Source organism: Kribbella turkmenica (genome assembly GCF_004348725.1).
Taxonomy (GTDB): domain Bacteria; phylum Actinomycetota; class Actinomycetes; order Propionibacteriales; family Kribbellaceae; genus Kribbella; species Kribbella turkmenica.
In genome coordinates, this window is record NZ_SMKR01000053.1 from 25,801 (window position 1) to 41,473 (window position 15,673).

The window sequence follows — 15,673 nt, forward strand, 5'->3', positions numbered from 1 at the left end:
CCCCGCTCGGCTGACCTGTTTGCGCCGATACTGTGGCGGTCGCTGTCCACTGAAAGGAACGGGGTTGAGCCAGACACCGTTCGGCGGTTCGCAGGGCCAGAACCCGCCGTACCCGCCGTATCAGCAGCCGGGCCCGCCTCCGCAAGGTCCTCCTGCCAGTACTTACGGTCCGCCGCCGGTGCAGTACGGCGGGCCGCCGCAGTACGTCGGCCAGCCGCAGTACGGACCGGCGTCGGTCGCGCCCCAGCACGGACCGGGCTTCGGCTGGGGGCCCAGCTTCGGACCCCCCGGGCCCGGTGGTCCCGGTGGTCCTGGTGGTCCGGGCTTCCAGCCCGGATGGCAGCCGCAGCGGCCGAAGAAGAAGTCCAAGGCACCCGCCGTGCTGGTGCTCGGCCTGCTCGCGGCCGCGGTGGCCGGGCTGTTCGTCTGGAACCAGGTCAGCAGCGGGTCCGACGACTACACCCCGCCGGTCAGCTCCGGCCGCTACACGCCGACTCCGACCACGACGTCGGACCCGACCTCCGAGCCCACGTCGGAACCCACCGACGAGCCGACCGGCACGGCCACCCAGGCCCCGGAGCCGAAGGCCATCGACGTGGTCGCCAAGAACCGGCTGTACGGGGCGGGCCAGATGGCCGCGACCAACTGCCGCGAACCGCGGGTCCGCCCGACCAACAACCGGAACGCGGCCGCGTACTGGGCCGCGATCAAGCCCTGCCTCGACCGCGGCTGGGCGCCGCTGGTCGCCAGGGCGGGCTACAGGTTCGTGCCGCCGAAGATGACGTACTGGGCCGGGACCAGCACCAGCACGCCGTGCGGCAACGGCCCGGTCTCGGTGCCGTTCTACTGCCCGTCGAACCAGACGATGTACATGAAGGTCGACGTGTTCGTGAAGACGTACCTCGAGTACCCCGACGCGGAGTCCAAGGCGTACTCGCGGATGTGGTACTCGCGTTCGATCGCCCACGAGTACGGCCACCACGTCCAGGAGCTCACCGGCATCCTCGAGGCCGCCCACGACCTGGAGTACGACGCCGAGTCGTACGGCGACCGGCTGCGGATGAACCGCCGTACCGAGCTCCAGGCGAACTGCTTCGCCGGTGTCTTCCTCGCGGTCAACCGGCGCAGCTACCCGATCAACGGGCTGATGCTGCAGGTGTGGAACAAGTGGGTCGTCACCGCCGGCGACAAACCGAACGAAGGCACCCACGGCAGCAAGGCGAGCCAGGCGCGCTTCATGGGCCGGTCCTTCAGAACCGGCAACCCGGCCAGCTGCAACACCTTCACGGCATCCCCCAGCAACGTCAGCTGATCCCCCGCCGCTCCCCCAGCACAAGCATCTGCTCGAACGGCCAGTCGCCACGTCCCCGGCTGACGTCGACCAGTCCGCCGAGCACACGCGTGGGATCAGCTATCCACCAGATCAGCCGGCGCCACCTGTCGCCACGAGTCGTACAGGATGTCGTGAAGCTCGTCGCTGTCCTCCAGAGCTGCCAGGCGAGCCCGCACCCAGTTGGAGCCCGCCTCGTGCGGCGGAACCCAGAACTTCTCGGGTTCCGCCGCGATCAGCTCGTCGCGCTCCAGCCGCGGGCAGCGCACCGCGAACGACGTCTGGTCGTCGGGCACGGTGACGAACATCCGCCCGGCCACGTCGAACGTCGGGTGTCCCCACCGCTTCTTCTCCACCGTCCCTGGGAAGGACAGCGCGATCCGTCGTACGTCGTCGGCTCCGAGCACCCCCACACCTTAAGCGCGCCGGCGGCCAGGGAGGAGCAGGGCGACGACGGCACCGGCGGCGACGACGGCGGCGCCGGTCCAGACGGCGGGGACGAGACCGTCGGCGTAGCTGGCCGGGGAGTCGTAGGAGCCGGCCGAGGCGAAGACCGAGGCCAGGACGGCGACGCCCATCGCGACGCCGACCTCGCGGATCGTGTTGTTGGTGCCGGAGGCGACCCCGCGGTCGGCGTCGGGTGCGCTGGCCATCACGACACTCGCCGCCGGGGCGAAGGTCAGCCCCATCCCGACACCGGCCAGGATGAACGGCAGAACCAGTTCGGAGTACTGCGTCGTCGCCGTGGTGACCAGGGCCATCCAGCCGAGCGCCGCCGCCAGGAACACCTGTCCGGTCGCGATCAGCGCACGCGGGCCGACCCGGTCCACGACCATCCCGGCGAGCGGGGCGACCACCATCGGCGCCAACGTCCACGGCATCGTCCGTACGCCGGACTCCAGCGGACTGTACCCCTGCACCACCTGGAAGAACTGCGCCAGCAGGAACACCGCGCCGAACACGCCGACCGAGAACGTGAACGAGGTGATGTTCACGACGCTGAACGCGCGGACCGAGAACAACCGCAGCGGCAGCATCGGAGCCGCCGTACGGCGCTCCCACCCGAGGAACGCGGCCAGCAGGACCACACCGGCGATCAGCGACCCGAGCACGCCACCTGACGTCCAGCCGTCTTCGGCACCGTGCACGACGCCCCAGACGATCGACAGTACGCCGGCCGTCGCAAGCACCAGCCCGGCCAGGTCCAGCCGCTTCGCCGGTCCACGGGACTCGCCCAGCACGCGCGCGGCGAGCAGTACGGCGACGACGCCGATCGGCACGTTGAGCCAGAAGATCCACTGCCAGTTGAGACCGTCGACCACGGCACCACCGACGACCGGACCGACCGCGACCCCCAGACCGGAGATGCCTCCCCAGGCGCCGATCGCGGCGCTGCGCAGCCTGTCGGGTACGGCGCCGGCCAGCAACGTCAGCGACAACGGCATCACGGCCGCCGCGCCGACACCCTGGACCGCGCGGGCGCCGATCAGCATCCACGGCTCGGTCGCCAACGCACAGGCCGCCGAGGCCGCGGTGAAGGCGACGATCCCGGCGAGGAAGACCCGCCGGCGGCCGAGCCGGTCGCCGATCGCGGCCGCGGTCAGCAGCAGGGCCGCGAACGCCAGCGTGTACGCGTTCACGAACCACTGCAGGTCGGACAGCGACGCGCCGAGCTCGGCCTTGATCACCGGCAGCGCGTTCGTGACGACCAGATTGTCCAGCGTGACCATGAAGGTGGGGATGCCCACCGCGGTCAGTACGGCGCCGAGCCCGGCCCTCCGAGCCGGTGACGCGGGTGGGTCGAGCCTCTCGTCGAGAGCGGTCGATGTCATCGTCGGACTCCTAGTTGTAATTCACTGATAACAAGCGCGTGAGACCAAAGTATGCATCGACTGATAACATGTCAAGCGACCCGGAAGGAGACGCATGGGTGCGAGGGTTCGGCTGACCGCGGCGAAGCGCGGCGAGGAGGTCCTGCGGGCGGCGGTGCAGGCGTTCGGCGCGTCCGGGTACGCGGGCACGAAGACGGACGAGATCGCGCGGCTGGCCGGGGTCTCGCAGCCGTACGTGATCCGCCTGTTCGGCACCAAGCAGCAGTTGTTCCTGGCCGCGTTGCAATCGGTGTGCGACCGGGTCGAGCAGACCTTCCGCGACGCCGCGGCCGAGGAGCCGACGCTCGCGAGCCTGGGCAGCCGCTACGAGCAGTTCCTGGCCGAGCGGGAGCTTCTGCTGGTCCTGCTGCACGGCTTCTCCGCCAGCGGCGAGCCCGCCATCGGCGACCTGGTCCGCGAACGCTTCGGCGGCATCTACCGGCTGGTCCGCGACCTCACCGGCGCCTCACCGGCGGAGGCCCGCGAGTTCCTCGCCACCGGCATGCTGCTGACGGTCATGTCCGCCATGCAGGTCGTCGGCCCGTCGGCCGTTCCGCTTCCCTGGTCCGAAGAGATCTCGGCGACCCTGGGCACGCCCTAGTCGCCGCGAGGTTTCTCGTCGGCGGCGAACCAGATGGTCGCAGTGGCGAGGACGAGGGCGATCGCGGTGACCGGCATGGAGCCGGGAACGTCGGCCCCCCGGATCAGCGCGGCGGCGATCGCGACGACCGGGACGATCGCGACCGCGATCGCCGCGGGCACCAGCCACCGGCGCAAAGCCTGCTTGTGCACGAGCGCGTACGACGGGAGTTGTGCACTGAACGCGGTCGCCAGATGCACCACCAGCAACGCGATCCCGAGCAGCACGACGCTCCAGCCGATCCCACCGGGCGCGCGCATCAGCCACCCGCCGGCCATCGCGACGAGGAAGATCACCCCCGCCAGCGAGTCCGGTAACACGATCGTCGCCACCAGCATCGGGACGGCGACCAGCGGGATCAGGTCGAGCTGATCCCACGGCTGCACCGCGGACACCAGCAGCGCCAGCCCGCCCGCGACGGCGATGACGAGCCGGGCCAGCCGCGCGGCGAGTCCCGAGGCCCGCAGTTGCGCCAACCAGAGGGTGATCCTCTCGGACGGGCTCATCGACCTCCTCGCTTCGCTCCGGGCGCCGACGGGACCCGCGGGCCACCGTGCTCGATGACAACCTCGTTCATGAGCGGATCCTCGGTGCGGCGGCGAGCCGGGAGGCGTCCCGCAGCACCTCGTCGAGGGTCCCGGCGCCCTGCCAGCGGACGGTGGGCACACCGAGGTCGCCGAGGCGGTCGAGCTCACGGCGGCGCTCGAGCATGCGCAGTCGCCAGGCGAGTGGCCAGGCGACGGCGTCGTGCTCGTCGAGGTCGATCACCGCGGTGATGTCCGGGGGCAGCGTGTCGACGGCGATCACCGTGCACCCCGAGTGCACGAGCGTGACGACGTACCCGAGAATCTGCCGGCGGAGCAGTGGACTGAGGACGACGACGAGGCTGTCGGACTTGATCCGGTTGCGCCGCACGAGGTGCTGCTCGTCCTGCTGGCGGCCGTGGCGATCTGCGTAGACCAACGTGTCGAGGATCCGCCGCAGGTGTCCCCGGCCGCTGCCGGAACGGACGCCGCGGACCAGGTTCCCGGTGTCGATCAGGCGGACCCGGTCGCCGTGGCGCAGGTAGTGCTCGGCGATCGAGGCGGCCGCCCGTACGCCGGTGTCCAGGCTCGACGACCGTCCGTCGATCCCTTCGCTGACACCGATCTCGCCACCGGTGTCGAGCAGGATGACCACCTCGGTGTCCCGGTCCGACCAGGTGGACGTCACGTGCAGCTCGCGCGTCCGCGCCGACACGGCCCAGTTGATCCGCCGCAGCCGGTCACCGGTCCGGAACGGCCGTACGCCGGCCAACTCGGTCCCCTCGCCCGGACGCCGCGACCGGTGCAACCCGACCAGGCCGGCCGGGCGGGGCACCGAGTCGACGGCCTCGAAGCCCTCGCGCAGCGGAAGGGTGGTCACGGCGATCGGTTCGGCCGACGTCACCCGGATCCGATAGGCGCCGAGCACCGAGGTCGCCACGACCGTCGGCCGTTCCAGCGCACGCAGACCCCACCGCTTCGACCGCAACCCGACTTCGAGTGTGACCGCGCCGTCGATCACCGGCTCGGCGATCGCGGCCTGCGGAGGGTCGTACTGGAACCACTGCGCTCGCGGCAGCGCCGCCACGATCAGGTCGATGTCCGGATCCACGGTCCCGGCCACCCGCAGCCGGTACGTCGTGGCCTGCCCCTCGAACAGCGCGTCGGTGTCCACCTCGGTGTGTACCTCGGGCCGCTCCTTCGGCCGGAGGTAGCGCCCCCAGACCGCGACGAACGCCAGCGGCAGCCCGATGACCGCGGCGTCCGGCCGCCGGGCCAGCACCGCCACGAGCAGCAACAGCGCGGCCGCGCAGACCGCCCGGATCTGCGCGTGCGTCGGCTGCCAGCGCATCACTCCACCCCCGGCGACGTCACCGGGAGGCGCCGACGACGGTGGGCGGCGCCGGCACCGACCCGAGGACCGCGCGAACGACGGTCGCGCCGCTGACCTCGTGCAGCCAGAGCTCGGGCCGCACCGTGATCCGGTGCGCCAGCGCCGGTACGGCGACCGCCTTCACGTCCTCGGGGACGACGTAGTCCCGGCCCTGGATCACGGCGTACGCACGGGCCGTCAGCAACAACGCCAGCGATCCACGGGGCGAGGCGCCGACGAGCACCTGCGAGTCGCGACGGGTCGCGGCCGCGAGGTCGACGCAGTACTGACCGACGGTGTCGTCGACCGTGACGGTCTCGATCGCGCGCTGGGCCGCGAGCAGGCCGGCGGCGTCGGTGACGGCCTCGACCGTCTGGTCCTCCTTGCGGCGGCTCATCCGGCGGCGCAGCACCTCCCACTCCTCCCCGGCGCTCGGGTACCCGAAGCCGATGCGGAGCATGAAGCGGTCGAGCTGGGCCTCTGGAAGCGGGTAGGTGCCTTCGTACTCGACCGGGTTCGCGGTCGCCAGCACGTGGAACGGGCTGGGCAGCGGGAACGTCTGGCCCTCGACGGTGACCTGGTGCTCCTGCATCGACTCCAGCAGCGCGGCCTGCGTCTTCGGCGGGGTCCGGTTGATCTCGTCGGCCAGCAGCAGCCCGGTGAAGATCGGGCCGGGCCGGAAGGCGAACTCGGACTCCTTCTGGTCGTACACGAACGCTCCGGTCACGTCCGACGGCAACAGGTCGGGCGTGAACTGCACCCGCCGGAACTCCAGCCCGAGCGCCTGGGCGAACGACCGGGCGGCCAGCGTCTTCGCCAGACCCGGGTAGTCCTCGAGCAGCACGTGGCCGCCGGCGAGGATCCCGGCCAGCACGAGCTCCAGCGCACCGGTCTTGCCGACCACCGCCTCGCCCACCCGGTCGAGCACCTCGCGGCTGAGCGTCGACACCTCCGCAACCTGCAACTCCCGCTCGTTGACTTCAGCACGACCGGCCGAGGCGGTGGGCTGCAGTTCTGGGTCAGTCACGGTTCCTCACAGCTTCTCGATGGTCTGGACGGCGTGCTCGATCTCGGCGAAGGACACGGTGCGCTTGTCGTCCCCGCTGATCAGGTTCCACAACTGCTCGCCGGTGAGCTCGCGGGCCCGCTCCGGCTCACGCACCGGGTCGACACCGTGGCGGTGCACCAGCCGGTCGGTGGTCAGCTCCAGCAGCAGCGGCCGGATCCGGCGTACGAACGTCTGCGAGCCCTCACCCGCGCGCCGCTCCCGGCTCGCCTCAAGCAGCCAGGTGGCGATGAACTGCGTCCGGTTGTCGCTGCTACGGGTCCGCAGCGCGGCGAGCCGCTCGTCCTGCCGCGCCGGCCAACTGGTCTCCAGCACTCGCGGCATGATCAGCCGGATCGCCAGCGACCCGACCCCGAGTGCGAGCCCCGTCGTCACGAACCACAACGGCTTCGGCGCCATCCCGGCCGCGGCGAACACTCCCACGAGCAGCAAGCTCGTCAGCACGCAGAGACCGACGTGCTGCATGAGCACCTTGTGCGCCAGCGGCGACCGAGCCCGCGGCTGCTGCTCGCCGTCGCCTGGCCGCTCCGACTCCTCCAACGGCGTCCACCGGTACGTCGTCATCCGGCCACCCCGCTGCCGGAGTGCGCGGCGGCCAGCTCGTCCCGCAGCCGGAGCAGGGCCGACCGGGCTTCGGCGCGGGCCTCCTCGGTGGAGCCGTGGGTGGAGTAGCGGGCCTCGCGGTAGAGCTCACCGAGGCGGACGAGCTGCGGCTCGGAGATCCCGCCGACACCGAGGACCCGGACGGTGAACTCGGCCGGGGTCTCGGACGGCTCGCGGGCCACCCCCGCGGACGCGGCGGCCTCCTCCAGCGCGACCCAGCAGGCGATCACCGCATCGGTCGCCCGGCCGGTGTCGATCCTGGCCAGGCCGCTGTCGACCGCCTCCGCGAGCCGGTCGGCCTTCATCCGCTCCCAGTCCGTGTCCTCGGTCTCGGCCTGCGGCAGCTCGACCTTGCGCAGGATCTTGTAGATCACCCAGCCGAGGAACCCGGCCAGCGCCGCCATCGTGAGCCAGACCAGGGCCTGCCAGAGCGCCTGGATCCAGGCCGGCATCGGCTTCCGTTCGGCGTTCCGTTCGGGCGGCGGCGGTGCCGGGGTGGGCCCGCTCACGGTCTCGTCCGGAGACGCCGGCGGCACCGGCCGCGGGGTCACCCGCAGCGTGGTCTCACTGACCGGCCGCACCGGCCCGCCGGCCGAGGCGAGCACCACGAAACCGGCTGCCGTGATCCCCAGCATCAGCACGGCAACCAGTGTCAGCGCTCCCCGGCGGCTCCGCTGCATCCCGGAAGGCTAACCGATCAGAAGCCCGTGTCGAGCCACGGAAGCCGACTGGCGGAAAACGCTTGCGAAGCGACCGCGAGCGCTCCGGCGGTGTGCTCCTGCACCAGCCCGGCCGCCCCGAGCCGGGCCAGCGACGGCCGGCCCAGGTAGACCGCGCCCAGCTCGCGGACGTCGACGGTCAGGTCGGCCGGACGCGAGGTCGCCTCGCAGGTCGCCCCCGCCGGACCGCCGGCGAGGTGCCAGCCGCCCGCGTTCCACGGCAGGAATTCGTCGGTCACCGCGAGCACCACGTCGAACTCCCGCGCGTACGTCCGGGCGGCGAGGGCGCGGCCGACGTCCACCGGCCGGACCCAGAGCCCGTCCCGCGTGATCGGCCCGGCCGCGCGCGGATCGAGCAGCAGCTCCAGCAGCGGATCGTCCGACGGCAGGCTCGCGCACCTCGTCTCGCTGAGCAGATCCGGCTCCAGCAGGTACCGCCAGAGCGCGGCGTGCGAGGCGAGGTCCACGGCGTGCACCCGGTTGACCTGGATGAACCCCTTGTCTGCCCGTTTGCTCCGGTAGTACGCGAACCCGGTGAGCTCGCCGTCGCGCTCGGCCACCACGCAGCGGCGACGGGAGCCGCTCACCGGGTCGCTGGTGACGTTGTCGGCGACGACGTAAGCCTGCCAGCGGTCGTCGTGGTGGAACATCCCCGGCCGGTCCGCCGCCAGCCGGTTCCGCAGCGCCGCGCACGAGGCCAGCGTGTCGTGCACGTCGACGTACCTGATCCGTACGTCGTCGATGCCGGCGACCGGCCGCAGTTCGCGGGACGCCTTCGGGACGACGATCTCTTGGTGGTCCGAGGCCAGCCCGTACCCGAAGCGGCCGTAGATGGCCGCCTCGCTCGCGGTCAGGGCCGCGATCGGCTCACTGCCGGCCTCGTGGACATCCGTCAGCTGGGCCCGCATCAGCTCACGCAGGATGCCGCGGCGCCGGTGCGTCGGCCGGACCGCGACCAGCGTGACGCCGGCAACCGGGATCTGCGCGCCCGGCACGGTCATCCGGAGCGAGAACGTGCCGGTGTGCCCGACCAACTGCCCCTCGTCGACCGCGACCGTGCTCCGCTCCGGTTCCCACACCCGGCGCTCGGCCTCCAGCTGGGCCTCGCTCCACGGCGCGGAGAAGGCCAGGTCGACGAGTTCGCGCAGCTCGTCCCAGTCACCCTTGAACCGCTCGATCCCGATCGCCATACCCCCTTGACTATCAGACAACCACGACACACCGCTCGGGATTTCGGGCCGGCCGCGCGGTCACCACCGCGCCCGCCGCCTATTCGTTGCCCACGGCATCTTTCACCACCACGGTGCGGCGGGAGACCGGGAATTTCCCGGCCTGACGGGCAAGACGTCCTCCCCCACCTCTGGACTGATGAAAACCGTTTTCATATACTCCTCCCATGACCGCCCATCCGAAAGTCCCGTTGTCCCTGCTCGTCGGCCTGTCGACGACGCTGCGCGAGCCTGTGCTGCACGCGATGGTGGACGCCACCACCGTGGCCGTGGTGGTGGACCAGGACGAGCTGCCCGGGCGGGGCGTGCTGTCCTGGCGGGTGCTGGACACGTCCGGGCCGATCGACGCGGGTGAGTTCACCGTGAACGACGACTGCGGAGCGTGTGAGCTGATCGAGTCGCTGCTGCCACTGCTCGAGACCTTGGTCGCGCGCCGGCACTGGGACCACGTCGTCCTCGCCGCTCCACCGGCGATGGAGGCCCGTCCGCTGGCTGCGGCGCTGGTGACGACGTTGCCCGAGGTCGCGGTCGACACGGTCACCTGTGTGGTGGACGCCGTACTGCTGGTCGAGCAACTCTCGGGCGACGAGTTGCTCGACGAGCGCGGGCTGGCACTCGGGCCGCCGGATCGCCGCAACGTCGCCGAGCTCACCGCACGGCAGATCGAGTACGCCGACGTGTGCGTGCTCGCCAACGCACACCGCAGCAACGCGCCCGAGCGACTGCACAACCTGCTGGTGCACCTGAACCCGCGGACGACGGTGGTCGCGGCCGATCCGGGCGGAGTACCGACCGGCGCGGTCGCGCGGACCGGACTGTTCGACTACCACGCGGCTGAGGCCTGGGCGGGTGAGTTGGCGTCGTCCGATCGAGTGCAGCCGAGTGGGGACGGGGTGACCACGGTGCTGTGGCGGTCGACCCGGCCGATGCACCCGGCCCGGCTGAACGACGCACTCGAGGACATCGTCGACGGCGTCGTCCGGAGCCGCGGCGTGGTTTGGCTGGCCAACCGGCCGACGCAACGGGTCCGGTGGGAGTCCGCCGGCTACAGCGCGTCCCTCGGGACGCTCGGCGAGTGGTCCGACACCGAGCACCTCGCCGAGTGCACGGTGGTCGCGACCGGGATGGGCCTGGACCCGGCCCGGCTGCAGGCGATCCTGGACGCCTGCCTACTGACCGAGTCCGAGCTCGCGGCGATGAACTGGCAGGATCTGGAAGACCCGTTCGCCGGCGTGCTCTAACCGAGCAGAGGCAGGCGGTCGGCGTACGGGCCGAGCATGTCCAGGTCGTCCTCGTCCAACGGCTCCCGGCCGGTCGCCTTCAGCACGTACGTCGTGGTGTCCCAGCCGATTACGTCCCACGCCTCGGGACCGAACAGTCCGTCCAGCGTCCGCGCGGTCACCTGCAGCGCCTCCGGATCCGGCTCCGGCGCGCCCGGCAGGTCGACGATCAGGTCGAGGTGATGGACCGTTGCCTCCAGCACCAAGGTCGCGACGAAGTCGGTCGCTCGCAGAACATGTCCCTGAGTTTCGACCCTCCGGCCCTTGTCCACCAGCGCGGCCGTCGCCGCGCGGACGGCGGCCTCGGACAGCTCACGCCAGTGCTGCACGAGTGCCCCCGGCCGGCGGTACGCCGACGCCACCGTCCGCTCGAAGTAGGTCTCGCCGTCCGCGCCCGGCGGGAAGTCGCGCCAGTAAGTGACGAAGTCCCGGTCGGGTACGGCGGATGCCGGGCTGGCGAACCCGACCAGCGCACGCTGGGCGTCGTACAGCAGATGCACCAGGAGTGGCCCGACCGCCAGTCCGTCGCAGCGGGTCGGCCGGTCGAAGTCGGCGGTGCTGAGGACATGCACGGTCTCGGTCACCCGCCCGTACGTCCGGCCCAACGTCGTGGCCAGCCGCAGCGGCAATGCCCCTCGCTCAGGCGCCCTCATACCAGGCCTCCTCCGTGTGCGGTCCTCTCCGAACCTAACCCGGGAACGGCTCGGAGTGTTCCTAGGAGCGAGCCCGGTCGAGGTGGGCGGCCGCGACGGCTTCCAGATGAGTGAGGTCGGAGGCAACGGTCGCGTACGTGTAGCCCTGGCCGAGCCGTCGCTGCGCGGTGTCCCCGTCCGGCGTGTGGATGCCGGCCGCTATCCCGGCGCCCTCCGCCGTGCGCGCGATCAACTCGACCGCCTCCTCGAACGGTCCCTCGACCTCCGGGTCGCCCGGAAACCGCGCCCCGACCGACAGACCGAGATCCGACGGGCCGACGTACACGCCGTCCAGGCCGCGCGTCGCGCAGATCTCCGCGACGTTCTTCAGCCCGAGCGGCGTCTCGATCATCGCCAGTACGACGGTCGCCGCGTCCGCGTCCGCCGGGACCGGACCGACTCGCAGCGCCGACCGCATCGGACCGTACGACCGCACGCCGGCCGGTGGGTACTTCGCCGCCTGCACCGCCCGGGTGACGTCCGCGGAGCTGTCCACCAGCGGCACGATCACTCCGGCCGCCCCGGCGTCCAGCGCACGCCCGATCGGCGTCGGGTGGTTGGCCTCGACCCGCACCAGCCCGACCGACCCGCTGCCGAGCGCGGCCCCGGCGTCCACGGCCAGCAACCCGGTCAGCAGCCCCTGGTACCCGATCAGTCCGTGCTGCCCGTCCAGCACGACGTAGTCGTACCCGATCCGGGCGATCCGCTCGGTCGCCACCGGCGCGTCCAGCACCACCCAGTACCCGAGCAGCTTCTCCCTGGCCCGGATCCGGTCAGCGAACTCCTTCGACCCCAAAGCTCCTCCTTCGACGGCGGACAGCGCTTGTCGAGCCTAGTACGCCGCCGGCACCGGAGCGCGGGCCGTCTCAGACCGGCGGGACGCCGTGACGGCGGGTGCTGAAGTGGCGGTCCTTGGACTGCGCGGCGGCCAGCCGGGCGATCAGGTCGTCGCGGAGGTCCTCCGGCTCGACGATCGCGTCGATCACCAGGTCCGCGGCCAGGCGCAGGATGTCGATGTCGGTCTCGTACTCCTCGCGCAGCCGGGACACGTACTCGACCCGCTCGGTCTCGTCGGCGATCTCCTGGATCTTGTTGTAGTACACCGCGTTGATCGCCGCCTCCGGACCCATCACCGCGATCTTCGCCGTCGGCAGGGCGACACACGCGTCCGGTGAGAATCCCGGTCCGCACATCGCGTACAGCCCCGCGCCGTACGCCTTGCGGACGATGACGGACACGGTCGCCACTGTGGCTTCAGCCACCGCGGTGATCATCTTCGCGCCGTGCCGGATGATGCCGGCCCGCTCGACCTCGCTGCCGATCATGAAGCCGGGTACGTCGCACAGATACACCAGCGGCACGTTGAACGCGTCGCACAGCCAGATGAACCGCGCCGCCTTGTCCGCCGAGTCGACGAACAGCACCCCACCCTTCACGGCCGGCTGGTTCGCGACGATCCCGACCACCTGACCGGCCAGCAGCCCGAACCCGGTGACCAGCTCCGGCGCGTACGACGGCTTGAGCTCGAAGAACGTGTCCGCGTCGACCACCGCGTCGATCACGTGGTGGATGTCGAACCCGATACTCTCCTCGGCCGGCACCAGGTCCCGGGTGAAATCCCGCGCCGGCGGCGTGGCGTCGTACGACGGCGGCCTGGACTGCCAGGAACCGGGCAGGTAGGAGAAGTACTGCTTGGCCAGGTCGATCGCCTCGGCGTCGTCGGCGGCGAGCAGGTCGCCGCAGCCGGACACCGTGGTGTGCATCCGGGCGCCGCCCATCTCCTCCAGCGTCACCTTCTCGCCGACCACCATCTCGGCCATCCGCGGCGAGCCCAGGTACATCGAGGCGTTGCCGTCGACCATGATCACCAGGTCGCAGAACGCCGGGATGTACGCGCCGCCGGCGGCCGACGGACCGAACAGGCAGCAGATCTGCGGCACCTTGCCGGACAGCGCCACCTGGTTGTGGAAGATCCGCCCGGCGCCGCGACGGCCGGGAAACAGCTCCACCTGGTCGGTGATCCGCGCGCCGGCGGAGTCGATCAGCCAGAAGACCGGCAGCTCGTCGCGGATCGCCACCTCGGTGACCCGGACGATCTTCTCCACCGTCCGGGCACCCCACGACCCGGCTTTCACGGTCGGGTCGTTGGCGACGATCAGCGCGGGCCGGCCGTCGACGAGCGCGCGGCCGGTGACGACACCGTCGGCCGGGAGGCCGGCCTTCAACGCGTTCGCCAGCTGGGCGTCCTCGACGAAGCTGCCCTCGTCGACCAGCAGCGCGATCCGGTCCCGGACGTACAGCTTGTTCTGGGACGCGAGCTTGGCCGCCGCCTTCTCCGGCGGCGCCAGCGTCGCCTCACGGGCGACCTTGACCTCGGTCCAGTGGTCGCCGGTCATGGGGCCTCCCGGCCTGGACTGAGGAGCAGAGGGAGCCCGGTCATCGGGCCCCCGGCCTGGACTGAGGAGCGGAGGGAGCGAAGCGACTGGAGCGACGAGGGAAGGCCGGGAACCAAGGCCCCATGACCCGCCGCGCCGGAGGCGTGGCATGCAACAGAGCGACTGGAGCGACGAGGGAGGGCCGGGAGCCAGGGCCCCCATGACCCGCCGCGCCGGAGGCGTGGCATCAGCACAGTCATATGGTCATCATTCCACCGGGAGCCCGAGGCTCCGGGCGATCAGCATCCGCTGGACCTCCGACGTCCCCTCGCCGATCTCGAGGATCTTGGCGTCCCGGTAGAACCGCGTCACCGGATACTCCTCCATGAAGCCGTAGCCGCCGAACACCTGCGTGGCGATCCGGGTCGCGGTCACCGCGGACTCGGTCGCGTACAGCTTCGCCACCGACGCCGCCTGCTTGAAGTCGGCCCTCGACGCGCCGGCGTCCTTCAGCGCGGCCGCCCGGTAGACCAGCATCTCGGCCGCGTCCGCCATCACCTTCAGGTCCGCGATCTGGAACGCGACCCCCTGCTTGCGGCCGATCGGAATCCCGAACGTCTTCCGCTCACCGGCGTACTGGACCGACATCTCCAGGCACGCCCGGATGCAGCCGAGCGCGACCGCCGCGATCGCGACCCGTCCGTCGTCGAGGGTGGCCAGGAACTGCGCGAAGCCCTTTCCGCGCTCGCCGAGCAGGTTGGCCGCCGGCACCCGGCAGTTCTCGAACGACAGCGGGTGGGTGTCGCTCGCGTGCCAGCCGAGCTTGTCGTACGCCGCCTCCGCGACGAAGCCCGGCGTACCGGCCGGGACGATGATCGTGGAGATCTCCGCCTTGCCGTCCGGCTTCTCTCCGGTCCGCGCGGTCACCGTCACACAGGATGTGATGCTGGACCCGGAGTTGGTGATGAACTGCTTCGCGCCGTCGATCACCCACTCGCCGCCGTCGAGCACCGCGCGGGTCCTGGTCGCGGCCGCGTCCGACCCCGACTCCGGCTCGGTCAGGCCGAACCCGGCCAGCTTGGTCCCGGCCACCAGGTCGGGCAGCCAGGTCGCCTTCTGCTCGTCGGTTCCGAAGGTCAGGATCGGGTTGATCCCGAGCCCGACCGCGGCCTCCAGGGTGATCCCCATCGACTGGTCGACGCGGGAGATCTCCTCGATCGCGACGCACAGGCTGGTGAAGTCGCCGCCGGAACCGCCGTACTCCTCCGGGGCGGTCAGTCCGAACAGCCCCAGCCGGCCCATCTTCTGCACGACCTCCACCGGGAAGTAGTGCTTGCGGTCCCACTCGGCGGCGTGCGGGGCAATCTCCGCCGCGGCGAAGTCGCGCACGCTGTGGCGGAACTCGCGGTGCTCCTCGGACAGTTCGAACATGACTGGAACTCCTCGTACTTGACGCTTACGTAAACGTAAAGCACGCTGGGGTGCGTGCACAATGTCCGGGTGCCCGCACAGACCTGGTCGATCGCCGAACTGGCCGCCGAGTACGACGTCACCCTGCGCACGATCCGGTTCTACGAGGACCGCGGCCTACTCACCCCCGAGCGCCGCGGCACGGTGCGCGTCTACCACCCCCGCGACCGCGTCCGCCTCGGCCTGATCCTCCGCGGCAAACGCCTCGGCTTCTCCCTCGACGAGATCGCCACCATCGTCGACATGTACGACGCCGAGCCAGGCGAGGAAGGCCAGCTCGTCTATCTCCTCGACCAGATCACCACCCGCCGGGCCGACCTCGAACAACGCCGCCGAGACATCGAAGAAACCCTCCGAGAACTCAACGAGGTGGAAGCCCGCTGCCGAGCCGATCTACAGGCCCTGCGCGACCGCCAACCCAGCCGCGGCCGTCAGACCGCCAAGGCCGTGGGGCGCAGGGCGGATTCGTAGCGGCGGAGGGCTAGGTGGGCCAGGCGGGGGT

The 15,673-nt window shown here is 71.1% G+C and carries 16 protein-coding genes; 4 read left to right on the forward strand and 12 right to left on the reverse strand.

Annotated elements, in window-relative coordinates; translation table 11 throughout:
- The first annotated feature begins 64 nt into the window (after positions 1 to 64).
- The gene (locus E1218_RS14505; protein WP_132320256.1) at positions 65 to 1,312 is read left to right on the forward strand and encodes a neutral zinc metallopeptidase; all 1,248 of its coding nucleotides are present in this window, start codon (positions 65 to 67) and stop codon (positions 1,310 to 1,312) included.
- Between the two features lie 95 nt (positions 1,313 to 1,407).
- Here the strand turns inward: E1218_RS14505 and E1218_RS14510 are convergent, their stop codons facing one another.
- Positions 1,408 to 1,737: an MmcQ/YjbR family DNA-binding protein gene (locus tag E1218_RS14510; RefSeq protein ID WP_132320258.1), complete on the reverse strand. Its 330-nt coding sequence runs from the start codon at positions 1,735 to 1,737 to the stop codon at positions 1,408 to 1,410.
- Positions 1,738 to 1,746: 9 nt separating this feature from the next.
- Entirely contained in the window at positions 1,747 to 3,162 is a 1,416-nt protein-coding gene (locus tag E1218_RS14515) for a DHA2 family efflux MFS transporter permease subunit (protein ID WP_132320260.1), read from the reverse strand.
- Between the two features lie 94 nt (positions 3,163 to 3,256).
- Here E1218_RS14515 and E1218_RS14520 point away from each other — a divergent pair, with 94 nt between their 5' ends.
- Positions 3,257 to 3,802, forward strand: a complete 546-nt coding sequence (locus tag E1218_RS14520; protein WP_132320262.1) for a TetR/AcrR family transcriptional regulator — start codon at positions 3,257 to 3,259, stop codon at positions 3,800 to 3,802.
- On the opposite strand, the gene E1218_RS14525 is transcribed toward E1218_RS14520, so the two are convergent.
- From E1218_RS14525 to E1218_RS14550, 6 genes are all read right to left on the reverse strand, one after another.
- Positions 3,799 to 4,347, reverse strand: a complete 549-nt coding sequence (locus E1218_RS14525; RefSeq protein ID WP_132320264.1) for a hypothetical protein — start codon at positions 4,345 to 4,347, stop codon at positions 3,799 to 3,801. The two genes, E1218_RS14520 and E1218_RS14525, sit on opposite strands and share 4 nt — an antisense overlap.
- Positions 4,348 to 4,414: 67 nt before the next feature.
- Entirely contained in the window at positions 4,415 to 5,716 is a 1,302-nt protein-coding gene (locus E1218_RS14530; protein WP_132320266.1) for a DUF58 domain-containing protein, read from the reverse strand.
- Between the two features lie 19 nt (positions 5,717 to 5,735).
- Complete coding sequence (locus E1218_RS14535; protein WP_233712227.1) at positions 5,736 to 6,764, reverse strand: AAA family ATPase; 1,029 nt, start codon at positions 6,762 to 6,764, stop codon at positions 5,736 to 5,738.
- A 6-nt stretch (positions 6,765 to 6,770) separates the two neighbouring features.
- Entirely contained in the window at positions 6,771 to 7,367 is a 597-nt protein-coding gene (locus E1218_RS14540) for a hypothetical protein (protein ID WP_233712228.1), read from the reverse strand.
- Positions 7,364 to 8,086 carry a DUF4129 domain-containing protein gene (locus tag E1218_RS14545; RefSeq protein ID WP_132320268.1) on the reverse strand — a complete coding sequence of 241 codons (723 nt, stop codon included), beginning with the start codon at positions 8,084 to 8,086 and terminating at the stop codon, positions 7,364 to 7,366. The genes E1218_RS14540 and E1218_RS14545 overlap by 4 nt, the downstream gene beginning before the upstream one ends.
- Positions 8,087 to 8,103: 17 nt before the next feature.
- Positions 8,104 to 9,315 carry a GNAT family N-acetyltransferase gene (locus E1218_RS14550; RefSeq protein ID WP_132320270.1) on the reverse strand — a complete coding sequence of 404 codons (1,212 nt, stop codon included), beginning with the start codon at positions 9,313 to 9,315 and terminating at the stop codon, positions 8,104 to 8,106.
- A gap of 206 nt (positions 9,316 to 9,521) precedes the next feature.
- Here E1218_RS14550 and E1218_RS14555 point away from each other — a divergent pair, with 206 nt between their 5' ends.
- Positions 9,522 to 10,595: a CobW family GTP-binding protein gene (locus tag E1218_RS14555; protein ID WP_132320272.1), complete on the forward strand. Its 1,074-nt coding sequence runs from the start codon at positions 9,522 to 9,524 to the stop codon at positions 10,593 to 10,595.
- Here the strand turns inward: E1218_RS14555 and E1218_RS14560 are convergent.
- The 4 genes from E1218_RS14560 to E1218_RS14575 form a co-directional block, all read right to left on the reverse strand.
- On the reverse strand, positions 10,592 to 11,287 hold the full coding sequence (locus E1218_RS14560) for a maleylpyruvate isomerase N-terminal domain-containing protein (RefSeq protein WP_132320274.1): 696 nt from the start codon (positions 11,285 to 11,287) through the stop codon (positions 10,592 to 10,594). The genes E1218_RS14555 and E1218_RS14560 overlap by 4 nt on opposite strands.
- 61 nt (positions 11,288 to 11,348) lie before the next feature.
- A complete protein-coding gene (locus E1218_RS14565; protein ID WP_132320276.1) occupies positions 11,349 to 12,122 on the reverse strand; it encodes an HpcH/HpaI aldolase family protein in 774 nt (257 codons plus the stop codon).
- Positions 12,123 to 12,192: 70 nt separating this feature from the next.
- A complete protein-coding gene (locus E1218_RS14570; protein ID WP_132320278.1) occupies positions 12,193 to 13,722 on the reverse strand; it encodes an acyl-CoA carboxylase subunit beta in 1,530 nt (509 codons plus the stop codon).
- Positions 13,723 to 13,968: 246 nt separating this feature from the next.
- Positions 13,969 to 15,132, reverse strand: a complete 1,164-nt coding sequence (locus E1218_RS14575) for an acyl-CoA dehydrogenase family protein (RefSeq protein ID WP_132320280.1) — start codon at positions 15,130 to 15,132, stop codon at positions 13,969 to 13,971.
- A gap of 69 nt (positions 15,133 to 15,201) precedes the next feature.
- Here E1218_RS14575 and E1218_RS14580 point away from each other — a divergent pair, with 69 nt between their 5' ends.
- On the forward strand, positions 15,202 to 15,642 hold the full coding sequence (locus E1218_RS14580) for a MerR family transcriptional regulator (protein ID WP_233712229.1): 441 nt from the start codon (positions 15,202 to 15,204) through the stop codon (positions 15,640 to 15,642).
- Positions 15,643 to 15,673 lie beyond the last annotated feature (31 nt).

Bases quoted from the DNA above. Each gene is read 5' to 3' on its own strand.
- E1218_RS14550 (WP_132320270.1), bottom strand. From the start codon at position 9,315: ATGGCGATCGGGATCGAGCGGTTCAAGGGTGACTGGGACGAGCTGCGC.
- E1218_RS14530 (WP_132320266.1), bottom strand. From the start codon at position 5,716: ATGCGCTGGCAGCCGACGCACGCGCAGATCCGGGCGGTCTGCGCGGCC.
- E1218_RS14540 (WP_233712228.1), bottom strand. From the start codon at position 7,367: ATGACGACGTACCGGTGGACGCCGTTGGAGGAGTCGGAGCGGCCAGGC.
- E1218_RS14515 (WP_132320260.1), bottom strand. From the start codon at position 3,162: ATGACATCGACCGCTCTCGACGAGAGGCTCGACCCACCCGCGTCACCG.
- E1218_RS14560 (WP_132320274.1), bottom strand. From the start codon at position 11,287: ATGAGGGCGCCTGAGCGAGGGGCATTGCCGCTGCGGCTGGCCACGACG.
- E1218_RS14525 (WP_132320264.1), bottom strand. From the start codon at position 4,347: ATGAGCCCGTCCGAGAGGATCACCCTCTGGTTGGCGCAACTGCGGGCC.
- E1218_RS14520 (WP_132320262.1), top strand. From the start codon at position 3,257: ATGGGTGCGAGGGTTCGGCTGACCGCGGCGAAGCGCGGCGAGGAGGTC.
- E1218_RS14555 (WP_132320272.1), top strand. From the start codon at position 9,522: ATGACCGCCCATCCGAAAGTCCCGTTGTCCCTGCTCGTCGGCCTGTCG.
- E1218_RS14570 (WP_132320278.1), bottom strand. From the start codon at position 13,722: ATGACCGGCGACCACTGGACCGAGGTCAAGGTCGCCCGTGAGGCGACG.
- E1218_RS14575 (WP_132320280.1), bottom strand. From the start codon at position 15,132: ATGTTCGAACTGTCCGAGGAGCACCGCGAGTTCCGCCACAGCGTGCGC.
- E1218_RS14545 (WP_132320268.1), bottom strand. From the start codon at position 8,086: ATGCAGCGGAGCCGCCGGGGAGCGCTGACACTGGTTGCCGTGCTGATG.